Raw genomic sequence first — 16,995 nt, 5'->3', positions numbered from 1 at the left:
GCGTTAATATCTCGGTCATGGTGAGTCCCACAGTCTGGACAGTCCCATTCTCGAACATTTAACGGCATTTTCTCAGCAATATACCCGCAATTACTACACCTTTTAGAGCTAGGAAACCATCTATCTATTTCGATGTAATTTCTCCCATACCAACGGCATTTATAGGCTAATTGTCGGGTGATTTCTCCCCAACTAACGTCAGATATTGCCTGAGATAATTTCGGGTTTTTGACCATATTCTTAACGGCTAAATTCTCAACCACAATCGTTTGGTTTTCACGAACTAATTGAGTGGTTAGCTTATGTAGATGGTCTTTTCTGCTATCGGTGATTTGAGCGTGAATCCTTGCTACTTTGATTCTTGCTTTTCCCCGATTTTTTGACCCTTTCTGTTTTCTAGAAAGGCTTTTTTGGGCCTTTCGCAACCTCTGATAATGTTTCTTAAAATGCTTGGGATTAGACACTTTATCGCCATCGCTGGTAATCACAAGGCTACTAATTCCTAAGTCAATTCCGATGGCTTTATCTGTTACTGGGAAAGGCTTAATCGTTGGGTCATCAAATCTAATTGAGATATGCCAGCGTCCAGAAGGATGTAATCTGACTGTTACTGTACTTGGCTCACAGCTTTCTGGTATTTGTCTTGACCATCGAATAGGTAAAGGTTCTGTGCATTTAGCTAAATAGATTTGTTTGTCTTTAAATTTAAAAGCTGATTTGGTAAATTCGGCACTTCCTCCCTGATGTTTTTTCTTAAAGTTAGGATACTTAGTACGACCAGCAAAGAAATTAGTAAAAGCTGTTTGTAAATGCCTTAACCCTTGTTGTAAAGGTACACAGCTAACTTCGTTTAAAAAGTCTAATTCTTCTTGCTTTTTCCAGTCGGTTAGCATTGAAGAAGTTTGAGCGTAGCCTACTCTTTCTTGCTTTTCGTACCATGCTTGTGTTCTGAGATGGAGAGCTTTGTTGTAAACCAATCTTACACAGCCCAATGTGCGCCGCAATAGCGACTCTTGTTCTGGTGTGGGGTAAAATCGGTAAGAATAGGCTTTTTCCATATCTCACATTTTAGCATATATTTCGTAAACGATGCTCATATTTAACAGTAAAGCCGTCGTAGAACGACGGGGTTTCAGACCCAAATTTTCGATGAAATTCATGATGAGTGGATTCGGAATCTTTTGAAGAATAGACCTGAGCTCACGGAGGAGCGTCTTCACCGCACAAAAGCTCTGATGAACAGTAATGTACGTGACTGTCTCGTTCAGGGTTATAAAGATCTAATTCCATCCCTAAACTTACCAGATGCCAATGTCTGTCAACCCAACCGACAGGATCAGCGTACTGCTGCGCAGTGCCTTCGCCATCGCACTATAGATTTAGCGGTTCCATTGAATACTTTAGCCGGCGGTCGGGTGCAGTGATTTGTTAGACGCTCGCTTAATTGGCAACCTAACTAATCTATCTTTATGAGCCAGTTGCTTCTGCTTTAAGTCATTAAAAATAGCTCTTAAGTCATATTGAAACGATTGAGCGTATTCTTCTCTATACTTGTGAATTTCATCGAGAATTTCATTTTTATACATGACTAGACCTCTAGGTTATATCCAATAAGCTCATAAGGAGTGCAAATAACTGGCAATATATATCCGAGATCAGAACTAATCTGAGCCAGCTTACGCTGAATTTGGGCATTTGCCATGTGCTTGCAGTTCCATGTTAGCAAATAATCTAAGTTATAGACGGTTGCTAATGCCATATGTAAAGCGTCATTAGATGCCTTTAGTGGCAGATTGCTTTGAGTCAGAAACGCTTGCGAAAGTTCAAACGCATCTTCCGTAAGTTCGAGAAGCATTAGGGATTGTAACAAGTTTAACCGTTGAGCGGCGATTATCGGATCTCCCTTAGCTGCCTCATCTTCAACGATCTCTGATGCGTAAAGCGTAAATGAGCTACTATGTTCGTTCCACCAATCCTGGGTGATCTTGATATTAGCAGCAACGATCAGATTGTCAGTGGGTCTGGCGGTTAAATGCCCAAAAATACTTGTTTCAATATAGACGCTTCCATTCACGGCAACCTAGAATATCTTTTCGCTCTCTATCCTACCTTATTTAATCTTGGTTTTGAGGGTGTTGGGTAACAGCGGCCAACCCAACCGACAAGATCAGCGTACTGCCACGTAGTGCCTTCGCCATCGCACTTAAACCCACAGCTGCAATCAATCTGCATGGTGCGTTCCCCAAAAATCGATCGCTGGAGCAGTAAGAGCCACTTTAGGGAACGGACACTAGGGAGATAGCGTACTGCTACGCAGTGCCTTCGCCACCGCACTTAGTTATCCTCTCCTAACCGTGCATTGAACACTTTCCGCCAGAAACCAATTTTTCTAAAAATTGGCTATTATCAAAAAAATGTTCGACATAAGTCAGTTTTAAATCTGCATTTACATCAGCAATTGTAATGCCATATACCTCAATTAGTTTGTTGGTAGGCGCGTGACCTTTAAATTCTCCTTGATGTGTTCCCCAATGCCTCCATTTAAAAATAACTCTTGGCGGACCGCTATAAGCTTCAATAACTTCCCAAACAAAGCCAGTTTTAAAAGCATTCATAAAACTTGCTGCACCTGATTCAAAATCTTCTGCTTTTGAACTATAAACCGGTGTTTCGCCTAAAAATAAATTATAAGTTCCGCGTTCTATAATGTCTTGTACCGTATATTCCGAACCGTGGTTAGTACGCATTCTAAATTGATGTATATCCACCGATGTCCATTGATTTGGATTTAGCTTATAAGTGGCTTCCATTTCAAATGTTCTTACTAAATTTTGTGCAATAGCTTCTAATGAGCCAGTTGGATGGTGTTTTTCGCTTTGCGCCCTTAATGTTTTATTTGTTCCTGAATAATCAGGGCGTTTTCCATAACGCCATTCTATGCCGTCATCAGCCACAAGTACATTATCTCTATCTTGTATTTGAATAGGAATATTCTCTGCTGACATATTTAACTCCTTCTGTGATCTTTAAAATTGCTGAAACTTACCTAAAAAACGAATACCTCGTGTTTACCCAAAGGTTTAATTGAACGGTAAATGATCGTATTTCCCCCCCAACAAAAACCCATTAATATTGTCCGCTCCAATGGTGTGTTATGCCCGATCACTTAACTATTCTTAATTTCCATGATCGCGAATAACCCCTGTGGACTGAACAAGGAAGCGAACCATTTTGCGATCACCTAATCTCTAATTGAAACAGGCAACCTTGACGGACTTCACTGTTTGGCCTAACTATGGATTATACGGAAACTTTCCACATATCACGCTAAATACACATTTTTTTAAGAAATCTTTCCGCATATTACTCTCCTATAGAGCGATCGCAAGAAACTTTTCCTATAAAATTACAAGTAACCGTGTTATGTCGAATTAAATTATTATAGGCGTTCTCAGATGTTTTGAAAATCCCACAGGGTCGCCGATACAAAATTAAGTTATACTTCATCTTTATGAGAAACGATGACATACCGGGAGCGAATTGGGGGGATTGATTACCATATTTAACTTCATTTGTCAAGAAATTCGCTCATTTTTAGGTGCGATCGCTTTTTACACGATTATTCCGGTTCCGATTGCGTGGCCTGATTTTGGCAGAATTGCCCGATGGATTCCCTTAGTGGGCTTATTTTTGGGTTTAATTCTGGTTTTGCTCGATATAACTCTAGCTGGTCTGGGAATGCCACCCCTAACTCGTGCGGTTGTCCTTGTGGGAGTTTGGGTTTATCTAACGGGAGGACTACACCTTGATGGAGTTAGTGACACGGCCGATGGTTTAGCTGTCACCGACCCCCAGCGTCGTTTAGCGGTCATGGCCGATAGTGTTACCGGGGCCTTTGGAGTCATGGCCGTGACCATGGTTTTGCTGTTAAAAATCGCCGCTTTGACCGATTTAAGCGATAATCGAGCCTTAGCCCTAATTTTAGCACCAATTTGGGGACGTTGGGGGCAAGTAATGGCGATCGCTCTTTATCCCTACCTCAAACCCACCGGCAAGGGAGCCTTTCATAAAGTGGCTTTTTGTCTGCCTTGGGACTGTGGGGGAGTAATTTGGGGGTTAATCGCCCTATTTGGTGGTCTAAGGTGGGGAATAATCGCCATTAGTGCCGGAATCGCCCTCGCTCTGCTTACTGGTTACTGGTTATATCGTCGTCTTCGCGGTCACACCGGCGATACCTACGGTGCGGTGGTAGAGTGGACAGAGGCTCTATTCTTGGTTTTTTTGACAATAATTAGCTAATTTTTGCCCTCCACGGCCCGTAAACGGGTTAATTTCAGGGTAAATTTTCCCCCACCGGTTTCTCCGAAAGCTCTCACCCGAATAATATATTTACCCGACTCGGTAATCCGTGCAAAAAGGAGAGCATTAGTGCCACCATCGGGACCATCATCATTTTCCGCTACAGTGGAACCATCGTCGGCCAGGAGAATTAAAACTCCATCAAAGTTTTCCGATTTGAGATCGATGGCCACCTGATCGTCCTTTTCCAAATCTACCGTATAATCCCTAGCAAACCCCCCCTCACCCGTGGGAATATCCTTGTCGGTGAGAGTATCGTTAATTTCTTTATTGAGGATGAGGGGGACGGGATTATAGATTTTTTCCGCTCGCACTGGTAAAGATTGACCGCTTAACCAGAATAAAGTGAGCAAGACGCATAAACCAGAATAGCGACCAGTCAAAGGGAATCTTGTCATAGGGGCAGGTATTCGTTTTCTCAATCTCCCTATTCTACAAAAAACTGATAACTATCAGCAGTTCGACAAAATTAAATTCACACCCCCTTTCGGGGGAACGCTGGAACTGCGGAACTGCGGAAGGGAAAAATATGTGTAATTAATTTTGCTTAGGTACTTATTTCTTGTTGGCAAAAACGAGTAAAAAAATCTCCCTTCGAGCAAGGGAGCAAGAGGGGAGATACAACCCGTTTAAGGTAATTGATAAAATCATTAATTGACAATCTTTAAAAGAGATTGATTGAAAAAAGAACTAGAAGTTAAAAACTTAAAGAGGGTCTTTCCATGGGCAAAGAAGCTAAAGACTGAGTGATATTATAGGCTTGACCGCGATAGGTAACGGCTACCGGTTTCTCAATGCTTTGAGCGACATCACGGTTTTTTAAATAGGGAACACCACGATAGCCTAAAATCAGCGGACTGGAAGCAACGGTGGCAGTGGGATTTTTCTCGTAAGCAATGCCGCGATAGGTTAATTTCATAGCTGTCTCTGGAGATAATTAGTGAGCTAGTCTTATCTCCATCGGCAGCGAAATTAATTCCAGAAAATCTCAACTTTTTTGTAGGTAAATATCCTACCAAGAAGACCCACGATAGCGCATTTCTCGACGCAGAGCATAACGACGGGCAAAATTAGGAACATCGCCCCGATGACCTAATAAAATGACCGTATCGCCTTGCTGTAGAATGGTGGAATTGTCGGGATGGGCGATGACACCACCATCAAATTGACGGATAGCAACGATAATAAAAGCACCCTGTCCCCGCACTTCCATCTGACTGATGGGTTGTCCCAAAAAAGGAGAATTGCTTAAAATTGAGTATTCTTCAAATTGTAGGTCGATATCGGCTAATAATTCGTTAAGATTGCGCCTACCTTCATCTTCCTGTAAAAAATCAATCGCGGCCGGATGGGTGATTAAATGGGCCATTCTCTCTGCTCCAATGGTAGCAGGTAAAACCACTTGATCGGCTCCAGCTAATTTTAATTTTTTCTCAGTGCTGGGATATTCTCCTCTAGCGATGATGTATAGTTGCGGACTGAGTTCTCTTGCGGTTAAAGTGATAAAGACATTTAAGGCATCATCGGGTAACACAGTCGCTAAAACTCGCGCTTTGTCGATGCCGGCTTTTTGGAGAATACTTTCATCGGTGGCGTTACCATTAAGAGTTATGTAACCTTTTTCCTGAGCTAATCTAATGCGATCGGGGTTATTATCGACGATAATAAAGGATTGGGCTGTTTTTGCCAATTTAGTCGTTAGGATGCGTCCTATGCGCCCAAAACCACAGATTATGACGTGATTTTCTAGGGATTCCATCTCTTTATTCATCCGGCGATCGCTAAAGGCTTTGTTAATTTCTCCCTCGGTGAGCATCTGAAAAAACCCTCCCACCACATAAACGGCCGAGGTAGTCCCACAGATGATAACTAACATGGTAAAAGCTCTCAGACTGGGAGTGTTAATCGGTTTAACTTCCCCGAAACCTACCCCAAATATGGTGATAATCACCATATAAACGGCATCTAGAAAACTCCAACCGTAGGCCATATAACCGATAGTTGCTCCGACTACCGTAGCGAGAAAAAAACTCGCACCGATGATAATCCTTTTCAGTGAACTTTGCATCGATTTCCGTGACCTGACCATCTAGCCATTAGCTTACAACTGTTTACTGATTACTGTTGAGACTTGACATTGGGGACAAAAATGAGAGGAGCGTCCACTTAATTTAATTCTGGCAATAGTTGCACCGCAAAGGCGACAATTTTCGCCAGTACGACCATAAACCCAGGCCATCGAGCCATAATTGCCATTAACTCCCGTAACGTGGAGAAAATCGCTAAAACTGGTGCCGCCTTCAGCGATCGCTGTTTCCAGTACAGAAATAATGTTTTTTGTCAATAAGTCTATTTGCTCAATTTTTAAGAGATTAGCGGCAGTTTGGGGATGGATACCACTTTTAAAAAGAACTTCATCCGCGTAGATATTACCAATTCCTGCCACCACATTTTGATCGAGGAGAAAAGTTTTAATCGGACGACGACTTTTTTGACAGTGACTATAGAGGTAATCGGGGGTAAAATTGCGATCAAAGGGTTCCAATCCCAGTTTTTTGAGAGCAGTAATCACGCTTTCTGGGGTTTTATCGGCGGCAATCCACCAAATTTTCCCGAAAGTGCGGGTATCGACGAAGCGCAATTCTTGCTGATTGGCAAAAAAGAAGCGTAAGCGCGTATGAATCGGCAGGGGAGTGGTATCTTTTACCCAGAGCAATTGTCCGGTCATACGCAGATGAACCCCGATACTGCTACCATTATCTAAATTGGCGAGGAGATATTTGCCTCGGCGCTGCCAATTGGTAATCGTGGTCTGAGCAATTCCTTGCAGAAAAGTTGCCTCACAATTAGGATAGGCTAGGGTACGCTGTAATAATACTTCCCCACCGATAATTTTTTTGCCCTGGGTGACTTGATTTAACCCGCGACGCACCGTTTCTACTTCTGGCAATTCTGGCATATAAGTAATTGAACAAAATTAAGTTCTTGGTTAGGGTAGGCAAAAGGCAAAAGATAGATAAACAGAACTTTTCATCGGGAAACGACACCAAATTAACGTCAATTCTACTTTAACTTTAACATTTCGATAGTATCAATTATTTCCCGTTCAAAACTGACTTGAGCGCGATTAGTTTTACCACCAATATAAAAGCGATCGCCCGATTGTAAAGCCCAAATTTGCGAATGGGAAAAGTAACTCATTACCACTCCCATCATCAATAAAGCAAAACCTAAATAGACAATCGGTACTCCCGGATCTGCCTTAATTTGTAACCCTGTACTGCCCACTAATTCGACTATTTTTAGATTAACTCCATTGATAGGAATCGTCATTCCTTCTCGTACAGCAGAGGTTAAATCTCCCTTAGCATCATAGACGATTACCGTACCTTGTAAATCTCTGGTTAAAAGAGAAACTCCCTCACTAAGATCGGTTTTAGTCGGAATCCACGTTCCCCAGATTTGTCCATTACCTTTGGTGTCTAAACTAGCCATCGGTAGCTGTAGGATCGGACTATTATTCACCTGTACTTTTACCCCAGCAATTCCCCAACTGGTTTGATAAAAAGTCACCCCTTTATGGTGCAAAGGTTGGTTAACTTGAATAGTTTTGCGATCGATCTGCTGTCCTTGATTATCGATCACCGACAAATCAGAATAAAATTGTTCTATATCACCTTTAGGACTATAATCAATCCAAAAACGATTAACTTTAATCCCCCAATCCTTGGGGAGAGAATTTTTAGATAATGGTCCAGCTTCAATAATATTTTTAACCTGAAAACTATCGCCACTAGCTACCATTTCTTGAGCGAAAAACCCGGTTAACGCTCCCCAGATCGCTCCTGCTAAAATAATTAACATGGCTGCATGAACGATAATCGGACCGATTTTACCAATCAGACCTTTACGAGCATAAAGACTGTTATTTTCTAGAAAAACTTTGTAGCCTTTTTTTTCTAATAGGGGGGTGAGGGATTCTAGGGAACCGGTTTCTAATTCAGCACTTAAAGCCAGTTTTTGAAATTGGCGAGATTGTTGATAAAATTGCCATTTTCTGGCCGCTTTTAAAGCGGGTAATTGTCGTCGGAAGGTACAAGCGGTTAAACTGGAACCGAAGAGAATTAATAATGATAGATACCACCAAGTGCTATAAACATGATTTAATCCCAATAGTAATAAAACTTTCCAAGTCAGAAAGCCAAATAAAGCGGGTTTTTCAGGATAATTAACTTGGTAAAAAGATAGAGATTGACCCTGTTCGATTACCGTCCCAGAAATGCTAAAAATAGCGATTAAAAGTAAGAGGATAATTGCTAATCGCAGATCGGCAATAGTCTGGATAAATTTACGTCCCCATTGAGGCGGTCTATTCTTTAAATTTGAGGAAGTTTCCGATATAGTCATAGTTAAAAGTTTTACAATTCTAGCCAATTATCTATCATAACTCTCCACCATCACAGCAGACGGGATAATAAAGAAAAAACTCCAAAACCGATTAATAAAACCCCACTGACAGGATTAATCCACCCAGACCATTGACGCAGGGAAAGAAAGCTTTTCAGCGAGGCAGTAAAAGAACCGACGATAATTAAGGGTAAAACATAGCCAGCAGTGTAGGATAACAATAATCCCCCCCCTAAGCTTAAATCTCCCGTATTTGCCACCCATGCCAATAGAGTTGCTAGAACGGGTGTACTACAAGGAGAGGCGATTAAACCAAATGTTAAACCGAGAAGATAGGACCGCAAAATCGGGGGAAAATCGCCGGTAATCCAATCGGTAGCGCCAAGGGAGGGGAAGCGCAGGGGTAATAATTCCAAGAGGTTTAACCCCATCAAAATAGCGATCGCACTGACGATAATTGGTAAACCGATCCCCACCTGTCCATAGACTTTTCCTAAAGTAGCGGCAATTAGTCCCAATCCCGCTAAGGTGGTGGCTAATCCCAGAGAAAACCATGTGGACTGCCAAAAAGCCGCTAAACGACCTTTATTTTCGTAACCCCCGATATAAGCGACGGTAATCGGCAACATCGACAGCATACAGGGGGTAAGACTGGTAAGTAAACCGGCTAGAAAAATCACGGCAATACTGACAAAACTAAGGTGAGTTAGTTGGGAAGTCACTAAGCGATCGGCGTATTGTTCAAGGTGATAGAGTTGAGTCTGTAATTGGTCTAACATATTCTAGAATTTTTAAGCAATGGAACAAAATTAACTTCTTGGTTAGGATAGGCAAGAGGCAAGGGGTAGTTAGATATGTGTAATTAATTGTGTCTAGCTAATTAAGGCTAAATTTGGCTCATTTCTAGGATATTACCATCGGGATCACTGACAAATAAGGCCTTTCTACCCGATGCACTCATTTGAATTGTATAACCTTGACTTTCTAGATAGTTACCCATGGCCGCCACGTCATCAATAGCGAAAGCAATATGAGGATTGCGTCCCCATTTTTGGGGATTGGGACGGTAGTTTTGATAATTGGTATCGACAATTAAATGAATTTGATAATCTCCCACTTGATACCAAACCCCATCGTATTGAAAAGGGCGATCGATTCTAGTCAATCCTAGAACATTTTCGTAAAAGTTAACAGCTTTTTCTAGATCGGTGACTAAAATCCCCGTGTGTAAGGATCGCATGATGTTCATAGTTAATATCTGACTCGCGGATCGAGCCAACTATAGGTTAAATCGGCAATTAAGTTAAAGATAACAATTAAAATCCCATAGATAAAGGTAATCGCCATCACTACGGGGGTATCACTGCGGGAAATAGAATCAATTAATAAAGCACCGATACCCGGTACACGAAACACTTGTTCTGTGACTAAAGCACCGGTAAAAATTGAGGGAATATCGAGAGCAATCAGGGTGACAACGGGGATTAAAGCATTGCGAACTATATGCTTAGTTAGGACAGAAAAATTAGTTAGTCCCTTGGCTAAGGCAGTTTTAACGTACTCTTGGTGAATTTCTTCAGTTACGGAAGAACGCACAAAACGCATCAACATCGCCCCTTGATATAAGCTTAATACAGTTACGGGCATAATTGACTGTTTAACCTGCTCGATCAAACTATTAAAATCACTGATTTCTAGGGTACTGTTATAAAAAGATGGTAGCCAGTTTAACTGCACACTAAAGATAATAATTAATAATAATCCCGTTACAAAAGTGGGTAAAGAAAAGCCAAGTAGCGAAAAAGTAGAGATGATTTTGTCTAACCAAGAATAGCGCTTGACTGCTGAAATTACGCCTAAAGGAAAAGCAATTAAAACCCCGAAAATATAGGCAATACCGACAATCCAGAGGGTTGTGGGTAAACGCTGCCAAATTAGGGTAAAAACTGGGCTGCGACTGGTGAAAGAATAGCCCATATCTCCTTGAAGAAATGCTAACAACCACTTGACATAACGCACGGGAAGCGGTTGATCTAATCCGAGACTTTTGCGAATATTTTCTCGCACCGCTTCGGTGATAGCAGGATTAGCGGCAAATTCTCCCATCGGATCCCCCGGTGCTAGGGCCAAAATGCCAAAAACCACCATACTAATGGCTAAAAGAGTGGGAATCGAAAATAATAATCTTCTCAGAAAATATTTGAGCATTTATTTACTACGCTTCCAGTCCTTGATGTTCCAAGTATTTCTATCCCAGGGAGTTAATTCAAACCCTGACAAACTATTGCTAATTGCCACCACATCGGCACGATGAACTAGGGGAATAATCACAAAATTATTGATTAACATATCATTCATTTTAATCGCTATTTCTCGCCGTTTTTCTGGGTTTAATTCTTGACTAAAAGCTTGCCATAATTTATCGTATTCAGGATTACAATAACGAGCATAATTATCCCCGGCCCAACCATCAGCTTTTTGGGGAATTTCGCTACAGGTAAAGGTTTTAAAATAGGCTTTCGGATCGGGACTATTATTACCAGTAGTGTACATTTGTAGGTCAGCATAAAACTTTTCTACCGTGTCATCGTTAGCAGGATCGCTAGAAAAGAAAATACTGGCATCAACAGTTTTTAATTCTACTCCTACCCCGATCGCTTGTAAACTTTGTTTGATAATTTCTTGGGTTTTCTGACGAAGAGGATTGACGGTAGTTTGAAAAACTAATTTCATTTCCACCCCATTTTTATCCCTAGTGCCATCACCATTACTATCTTTCCATCCCGCATCATCTAGTAATTTCTTAGCCTTTTCTAGATTAAATTCATAGCTAGTATTGGGCGAATTATATTCCGATGGCATCACAATAAAATTAGGAGTTGTTTTCCCAGTAATACCATAAAGCTGCGTGGCAATAGTATCTCTATCAACGGCTAAAGATAAAGCTTCTCTTACTTTTACATCACTCAAAAAAGGATGGGGAAACTTAATACTAGACCTCTCACCTTCAGGAGTAGCTTGATTAGGATCGCTCAAATTAAATAAAACTCGTTCAATCAAAGAACCGAAACTAGATATTAACTGACCCCGACCCGCTTTTTCTAAATCACTTAAAACCTTAGCCTCTACTTGCAAATTATAGGCATAATCCGCCTCCTGTGTCTGTAAAACCGCTCTTGCCGCAGAAGTGGCATCACCTCCTCCTTTTAATTCTATTCTTTGAAAATCTAATTTATCCGCTTCTCGAAAGAAAGAATTTTGTTCATAAACCGCCGTATCTCCCGGTTTAAATTCTACCACTTTATAGGGGCCAGTTCCCACCGGTAATAAATTAGCAGGGGCTTGACGTGCTGTTTCATTGCTATATTTTTCATAGAGATGTGCTGGTAAAATCATCCCTTCTGTCCCCACAAAAACTAATGACCAAGCGGGATTAACTTGCTTAAAATTTATTTTAACCGTATGGGGATCGATCGCTTCCACAGTTTTAACTATTTCATAATTGCCAGCGCTAGTAGAACCAGTTTTCGGATTGGTAATAAAATTATAGGTAGCGATGACATCTTTGGCAGTAAAAGGAGTACCATCTGACCATTTAATATCTTTTTTTAGCTTCCATGTCACCGATTTACCATCCTGGGCAACTCCCCCATTTTCAATAGTAGGAATTTCTGCCGCTAAAAAAGGAACTAATTCCCCTTTTTCATCGAAACTAGCCAAAGGTTCTAAGGTAATGCGACTCGCTTCTGAGTCTTTAAATCCCGTGGAGAGATGGGGATTTAAAATCGTCGGTGCTTGCCAATATAAAAGTTTTAAAGTTTCTGAATTATTATTGGTCGTTGCTGGGGGATTATTAGCTGTTTGTTGACGACAAGCACTAAAAAGCAGCGTGCAACTAAGGGATAAAATTAACAGGGGCAAGAAAAGCGATCGCTTAAACATTTTTAATGACAATCAATAATTCAACAGGGTGACTTAGGTGATTCCCTACCCCACCAATAACAAGTTATCAGACATTGAGTCTTGATCTCGATCGATTAATTGATTATTTGCCTTTATCCATTCCTAGTCAAGTTAAATCGATCATGCTATGGTAGCGATGCTGTACTAGACAAGAAAATTCTAGGCACGGCGACGAAATGGGTTCTTCGGTTTGTGTTATGCAATGTACGGGGGTTATAAGGGACAGAACTCTTATAGAGAAAGACGTTTGGCGATTTTTGTCAATTGTTTTTGATCTAGAGCGAACTAATCAATTAAATCTCTTGCCAGATAAGGATTTAGTCGATTTATGCCACCCTATCGAACCATAACAAGTAACGAAGAGCCAGAAAATCTGTATTTGGGGTGTTGTATGGAAAAAATCCGTCTAGTATATAATTGGTCTGGTAGCCATCGCCGTAGGGTGCGTTCCCTAATGTGGCTCCTACCGCTCCACTAGCAGTAGGCTAATCTGGCTAACACGCTTTTGGGCGTGATATAGGGAAAAGTTCTGGTGATCGCGCCTAAATGGGGTGATATGCTGAAAGTTGACCCATATCATTACTTTCAGGAGTGTTATACAGAAAATTTCCGTATAATCAATAGTTAGCCCTCAAGCTGTTGGTAAGGGCTGTACCTTGAATTTCTAGGAAATTCCTGATGAGGTAGTAATCTAGCGCAAAATTATTGTTAGAGATGTAGTAAAAAATGAGCAATTTTTCTATATTCGTTATTGAAGAAGACTCAATTCAAAAAGTTAGATGTACCTTTAAAGGTAGAGAGCTAGACCTTTCAGATGACTCCTGGGGATCTGTTACCTTGGAAAGCCTGGATGTTTTCGAGAAGGCAGAGATCCCGCCTAAGCAAATTCAGGTAAGTATGGAAACCACGATACTTGATGTAATTAAGCAATGTAAGGGCAATCCTGCTTCTTTTAATCCATTCCCGCTTGTAAGCGGCATAGAATACATTGTTGAGCATGGTTATGTACTAAAACGACCTCAAATATCAAAGGAAAGAGTTGATACTACCAAGGAATATACTAAAAAAACGTTGAAAAAGTATTATCAGACAAAAGTTGCGAGCTTGGGATTTCTAAATGATGAAGTAATTGTATTGGGTACGGTTGAGATCTCATGGAAGCATACGGGACACACAGTCTTCCACTGTATGCATTTTCCTCCTACAGTCGTAGATTTTCTTTCTATGGTTCGAGAACATCCCTCAACTGATGAACCTAGCTTGCATATGGCATTGTTATATACAGATGCGGATGAAGAGTTTTCTTGTTTTCTAAGAGAGACGTATTCAGATATTCATGTTCTCTCTGGTTCAAGGTTTAAGGTATACGCTGTTGAGAGAGCAAGTACCTATGAAAATTTTCAAGAATCTCTCCAATATTGGAAGTCTTTATTATCTGAGAGGCTGTATATTGTTTGGTCGTCTCTTGGCTGGCTAAGCACAAAGCCTTACGATAAGACTCAGAGTTATGAAATTGGCAAACATTTAGGAATTACTCCAGAACAATTTCCCTGCTTAGCTCTATTTGATACTCCAGATCCTGATCGTGTTCTCATTTTTCCAATATCAAAGCCATACATTAAATTCTTTAGATCCTTATTTAAAGATCTAAATTCAATTCTTAAAGAAATTGATGATAAATTTAAAATTTTTAAATCGGAATCCTTATTTCCCTATCGGGAGCCTCAGAAAGACAAAAATTTCAGTAAGAAAATGTATGAACTTGTTAAGAGGGAGTACATAAAGATTAGAGAGACACTACTCCAGAATTCAGTGATTGAGAGTAATCTAGAGGTATCTAGACATATCTTTAATGGGAAAACGTTTTTCGTAAATCTCTATTCAGGAGAAACATCTATGACAGAGAATCGTGAAATTCACCTTGGCAGTGGAAGTTACTATGAGTCCATCAATACTAGTGGAGGTAACTATATTCAAGGCAACTATATCAACATGAGCCAGGATCTAACCCAAGCAGCAGCTCAAATTCAAGATTTGGTCGAGCAGTTGCAAAAGCGAGGAACTACTGTTGATGTTGCTCAAGAGCAAGTGGCACAGGATATGGCAACTCAAGCTCAAAACAATCCCACAGTGAAGGATAAGTTGCTTAAATGGGGACAATCGCTAGGAGATGCGACAGTTAGTGATGTGGTCAAAGGGGCTGTAAAGCTTGCTATTCGTTCAGCAGGGATTCCATTGCCTTAATTGCGACAGGCTAACAACCCTGGTGCAGCGGACTGACCAAAACCCTTGTGGAGTTGCAAAGTTCTCGGCAGCCGCTGACCAGGAACGGTTATGCCGCGTCAAAACCGCAAAGGAGGTTTATTATGGCTGAATGACTAGCAGTTGATGTTTCGAGAACTTACGAATCTGGTATGCTTGGCAAGCGAGGAGACGATAAATTTCCTTGCACTGGAGCAAGAATAACACGGGTGGAATTCCACAAAGAGGTTTCCAAACACCGTATTACTCCCTTTGATGATGGCATAGGACGGGGTGACGCTCACACAAATGATACTGAACTGCCAGATGTTGGAGTTCACTACTGGCTAGATGCAGGAACGAGGCTGAAATACATTTTGAAGGTCTGGGTTGAGGATTAAGGATTTTGTGAATCAGTCGTTAGGGGGCGTTGGTTCCCCTTGCTTTTTTTGTGCGCTACTATGGAATTAAATGATTAAAAGCTAAGACTGCTATGGCACTGGCATCGAATGGACAAGCAGCTATAATCCGCACAGAGCGAGGGCTTACAATTGCGGATACTCGTATTACTCTGTATGACGTAATCGATTATCTCAAAGCTCAGTATCCACCCAAGTTTATTCGTGATGCCTTCAATCTTACAGATGCTCAGATTCATGCTGCCCTTTCCTACATTGAAACACATCGAACAGAAGTGGAAGCAGAGTATCAGGAGGTTTTAAAGACTGCCGCAGAAACTAAACAATTTTGGGAAGAGAGGAATCGCGAACGTTTTGCTCGAATCGCTGCTACTCCTCCTCGTCCAGGCTATGAAGCGGTTAGAGCTATACTTCAAGAACGGAGAGCAAAGCGGGAAGCGAAGAAGCAATGATTGTTCTGGCTGATTACAACTTGAATCGGCAGGCAATTCTGATCTCTGGAAGTCTTGTTGTTAGCGGGTTATTAGATCTCGCTCTAATTCGGTTGAGGACATTTGAAGACGTTGGCTTACCCGCAGACAGCAATGATCGAGTAGTTTGGAGATTTGCCCAAACCAACGGGATGCTCTTACTTACGGCAAACCGGAATGCGAAGGGTGAAGACTCGTTGGAACAAGTAATGCGTGAAGAAAATCAACCGACTTCATTTCCGATCATTACGATTGGCGATCCGGATAGGGTCAATGAATCTGACTATCGAGAACGCTGCGTTGAAAGGCTTGTAGAAATTGTGATCGATATCCAAGACTATATGGGGGCTGGTCGGTTGTTTATTCCATAAGGTGATTGGCGCATCATATCTGTTGGTGACACAGCATAACAACCCCAATGCACTCCGACCGACGAAAGCTAATCAGTGTGATCGCCGATCTTATAGAGTGCGTTCCCTAATGTGGCTCCTACCGCTCCACTAGCAGTAGGCTAATCTGGCTAACACGCTTTTGGGCGTGATATACGGAAAGTTTCCGTATAATCAATAGTCCAGTAGTCGTAACGCACCACTCACGAGATATATTGAAAATAGTAGGCGTTATTTTTTTATCGTTGGGTTGTAACCAGTAACGTTATGGGTTACACTTAATGGATGATAGTCAGTTTCAAGCATCGAGGACTAGAGCAGTTCTTTGAGTCGGGAACCACCCGAGGCATTCAGGCAAATCATGCCCAACGAATTCGGCTGATTCTGGCTCGTCTCAGCGCTGCAACTTCACCGCAAGACATGAACTTGCCCGGATTGGTACTTCAAGAACTGGCAGGGCAACGTAAAGGAACCTGGACGGTGAGAGTATCTGGAAACTGGCGGATCACTTTCACCTTTGACGGTGTTGATGCTTGTGATGTCGATCTTGAGGACTACCACTGATGAAAATGTATAATCCACCACATCCTGGTGAAGTTCTTAAAAAACTTTGTCTCGAACCTTTGAATCTGACTGTGACTGAGGCTGCTGAAGCATTGGGTGTAAGTCGAAAAACCCTATCTGCCATCTTAAATGGTAGGGCAGGTATTAGCCCCGAAATGGCAATTCGCTTAGGGAAAGCTTTCG

The 16,995-nt window shown here is 41.5% G+C and carries 20 protein-coding genes; 7 read left to right on the top strand and 13 right to left on the bottom strand.

Translation table 11 applies throughout. The features are described 5' to 3' along the window. A partial coding sequence (locus O9323_RS03675) for an RNA-guided endonuclease InsQ/TnpB family protein (protein ID WP_288124701.1) occupies positions 1-1,058 on the bottom strand: 1,058 nt, incomplete at its 3' end. A gap of 177 nt (positions 1,059-1,235) precedes the next feature. Between O9323_RS03675 and O9323_RS03670 the strand changes: the two genes are divergently transcribed. Then, positions 1,236-1,424 (top strand): hypothetical protein, encoded by a 189-nt coding sequence (locus O9323_RS03670; RefSeq protein WP_287233114.1) that lies wholly within the window; start codon positions 1,236-1,238, stop codon positions 1,422-1,424. On the opposite strand, the gene O9323_RS03665 is transcribed toward O9323_RS03670, so the two are convergent. The 3 genes from O9323_RS03665 to O9323_RS03655 all read right to left on the bottom strand — a co-directional run bounded on the left by O9323_RS03665 (position 1,401) and on the right by O9323_RS03655 (position 3,005). Then, entirely contained in the window at positions 1,401-1,586 is a 186-nt protein-coding gene (locus O9323_RS03665) for a hypothetical protein (protein WP_002757942.1), read from the bottom strand. The two genes, O9323_RS03670 and O9323_RS03665, sit on opposite strands and share 24 nt — an antisense overlap. Positions 1,587-1,588: 2 nt before the next feature. Further along, positions 1,589-2,074 carry a type II toxin-antitoxin system VapC family toxin gene (locus tag O9323_RS03660; protein ID WP_002797897.1) on the bottom strand — a complete coding sequence of 162 codons (486 nt, stop codon included), beginning with the start codon at positions 2,072-2,074 and terminating at the stop codon, positions 1,589-1,591. A 274-nt stretch (positions 2,075-2,348) separates the two neighbouring features. Beyond that, positions 2,349-3,005: a nuclear transport factor 2 family protein gene (locus O9323_RS03655; protein ID WP_004158957.1), complete on the bottom strand. Its 657-nt coding sequence runs from the start codon at positions 3,003-3,005 to the stop codon at positions 2,349-2,351. 535 nt (positions 3,006-3,540) lie between these two features. On the opposite strand from O9323_RS03655, the gene cobS reads away from it, so the two are divergent. Next, positions 3,541-4,299 (top strand): adenosylcobinamide-GDP ribazoletransferase, encoded by a 759-nt coding sequence (gene cobS, locus O9323_RS03650; RefSeq protein ID WP_004158958.1) that lies wholly within the window; start codon positions 3,541-3,543, stop codon positions 4,297-4,299. Here cobS and O9323_RS03645 read toward each other — a convergent pair. The 9 genes from O9323_RS03645 to O9323_RS03605 all read right to left on the bottom strand — a co-directional run bounded on the left by O9323_RS03645 (position 4,296) and on the right by O9323_RS03605 (position 12,708). After that, complete coding sequence (locus O9323_RS03645; protein ID WP_002778638.1) at positions 4,296-4,757, bottom strand: PPC domain-containing protein; 462 nt, start codon at positions 4,755-4,757, stop codon at positions 4,296-4,298. The two genes, cobS and O9323_RS03645, sit on opposite strands and share 4 nt — an antisense overlap. A 299-nt stretch (positions 4,758-5,056) precedes the next feature. Further along, entirely contained in the window at positions 5,057-5,278 is a 222-nt protein-coding gene (locus O9323_RS03640) for a DUF4278 domain-containing protein (RefSeq protein WP_193977579.1), read from the bottom strand. 93 nt (positions 5,279-5,371) lie between these two features. Next, positions 5,372-6,427: a potassium channel family protein gene (locus O9323_RS03635; protein WP_004158963.1), complete on the bottom strand. Its 1,056-nt coding sequence runs from the start codon at positions 6,425-6,427 to the stop codon at positions 5,372-5,374. Between the two features lie 33 nt (positions 6,428-6,460). Beyond that, on the bottom strand, positions 6,461-7,318 hold the full coding sequence (locus O9323_RS03630) for a DNA-formamidopyrimidine glycosylase (protein WP_004158964.1): 858 nt from the start codon (positions 7,316-7,318) through the stop codon (positions 6,461-6,463). Between the two features lie 104 nt (positions 7,319-7,422). Beyond that, the gene (locus tag O9323_RS03625; protein ID WP_288124700.1) at positions 7,423-8,766 is read right to left on the bottom strand and encodes a cytochrome c biogenesis protein; all 1,344 of its coding nucleotides are present in this window, start codon (positions 8,764-8,766) and stop codon (positions 7,423-7,425) included. Between the two features lie 50 nt (positions 8,767-8,816). Continuing rightward, a complete protein-coding gene (locus tag O9323_RS03620) occupies positions 8,817-9,545 on the bottom strand; it encodes a cytochrome c biogenesis protein CcdA (protein WP_002757062.1) in 729 nt (242 codons plus the stop codon). Positions 9,546-9,652: 107 nt separating this feature from the next. Further along, a complete protein-coding gene (locus O9323_RS03615) occupies positions 9,653-10,015 on the bottom strand; it encodes a VOC family protein (RefSeq protein ID WP_004158968.1) in 363 nt (120 codons plus the stop codon). A 2-nt stretch (positions 10,016-10,017) separates the two neighbouring features. Further along, the gene (locus O9323_RS03610) at positions 10,018-10,974 is read right to left on the bottom strand and encodes an ABC transporter permease (protein WP_002799050.1); all 957 of its coding nucleotides are present in this window, start codon (positions 10,972-10,974) and stop codon (positions 10,018-10,020) included. After that, positions 10,975-12,708 carry a peptide ABC transporter substrate-binding protein gene (locus O9323_RS03605; protein ID WP_004158972.1) on the bottom strand — a complete coding sequence of 578 codons (1,734 nt, stop codon included), beginning with the start codon at positions 12,706-12,708 and terminating at the stop codon, positions 10,975-10,977. A 747-nt stretch (positions 12,709-13,455) separates the two neighbouring features. Here O9323_RS03605 and O9323_RS03600 point away from each other — a divergent pair. From O9323_RS03600 to O9323_RS03580, 5 genes are all read left to right on the top strand, one after another. Next, on the top strand, positions 13,456-14,973 hold the full coding sequence (locus O9323_RS03600) for a hypothetical protein (RefSeq protein ID WP_288124699.1): 1,518 nt from the start codon (positions 13,456-13,458) through the stop codon (positions 14,971-14,973). Between the two features lie 490 nt (positions 14,974-15,463). Next, a complete protein-coding gene (locus tag O9323_RS03595) occupies positions 15,464-15,841 on the top strand; it encodes a DUF433 domain-containing protein (RefSeq protein ID WP_288124698.1) in 378 nt (125 codons plus the stop codon). Further along, entirely contained in the window at positions 15,838-16,230 is a 393-nt protein-coding gene (locus tag O9323_RS03590; protein ID WP_002791850.1) for a hypothetical protein, read from the top strand. Before O9323_RS03595 ends, O9323_RS03590 begins: the two co-directional genes overlap by 4 nt. Before the next feature lie 303 nt (positions 16,231-16,533). Next, positions 16,534-16,812 carry a type II toxin-antitoxin system RelE/ParE family toxin gene (locus O9323_RS03585; protein WP_149107335.1) on the top strand — a complete coding sequence of 93 codons (279 nt, stop codon included), beginning with the start codon at positions 16,534-16,536 and terminating at the stop codon, positions 16,810-16,812. Further along, on the top strand, positions 16,812-16,995 hold a 184-nt coding region (locus O9323_RS03580; RefSeq protein ID WP_353851584.1), incomplete at its 3' end, for a HigA family addiction module antitoxin. The genes O9323_RS03585 and O9323_RS03580, both read left to right, overlap by 1 nt.

This window comes from Microcystis sp. LE19-131.1A (genome assembly GCF_027532015.1).
Taxonomy (GTDB): Bacteria; Cyanobacteriota; Cyanobacteriia; order Cyanobacteriales; family Microcystaceae; genus Microcystis; species Microcystis ichthyoblabe_A.
This window is presented reverse-complemented; position numbering and strand designations above follow the sequence as displayed.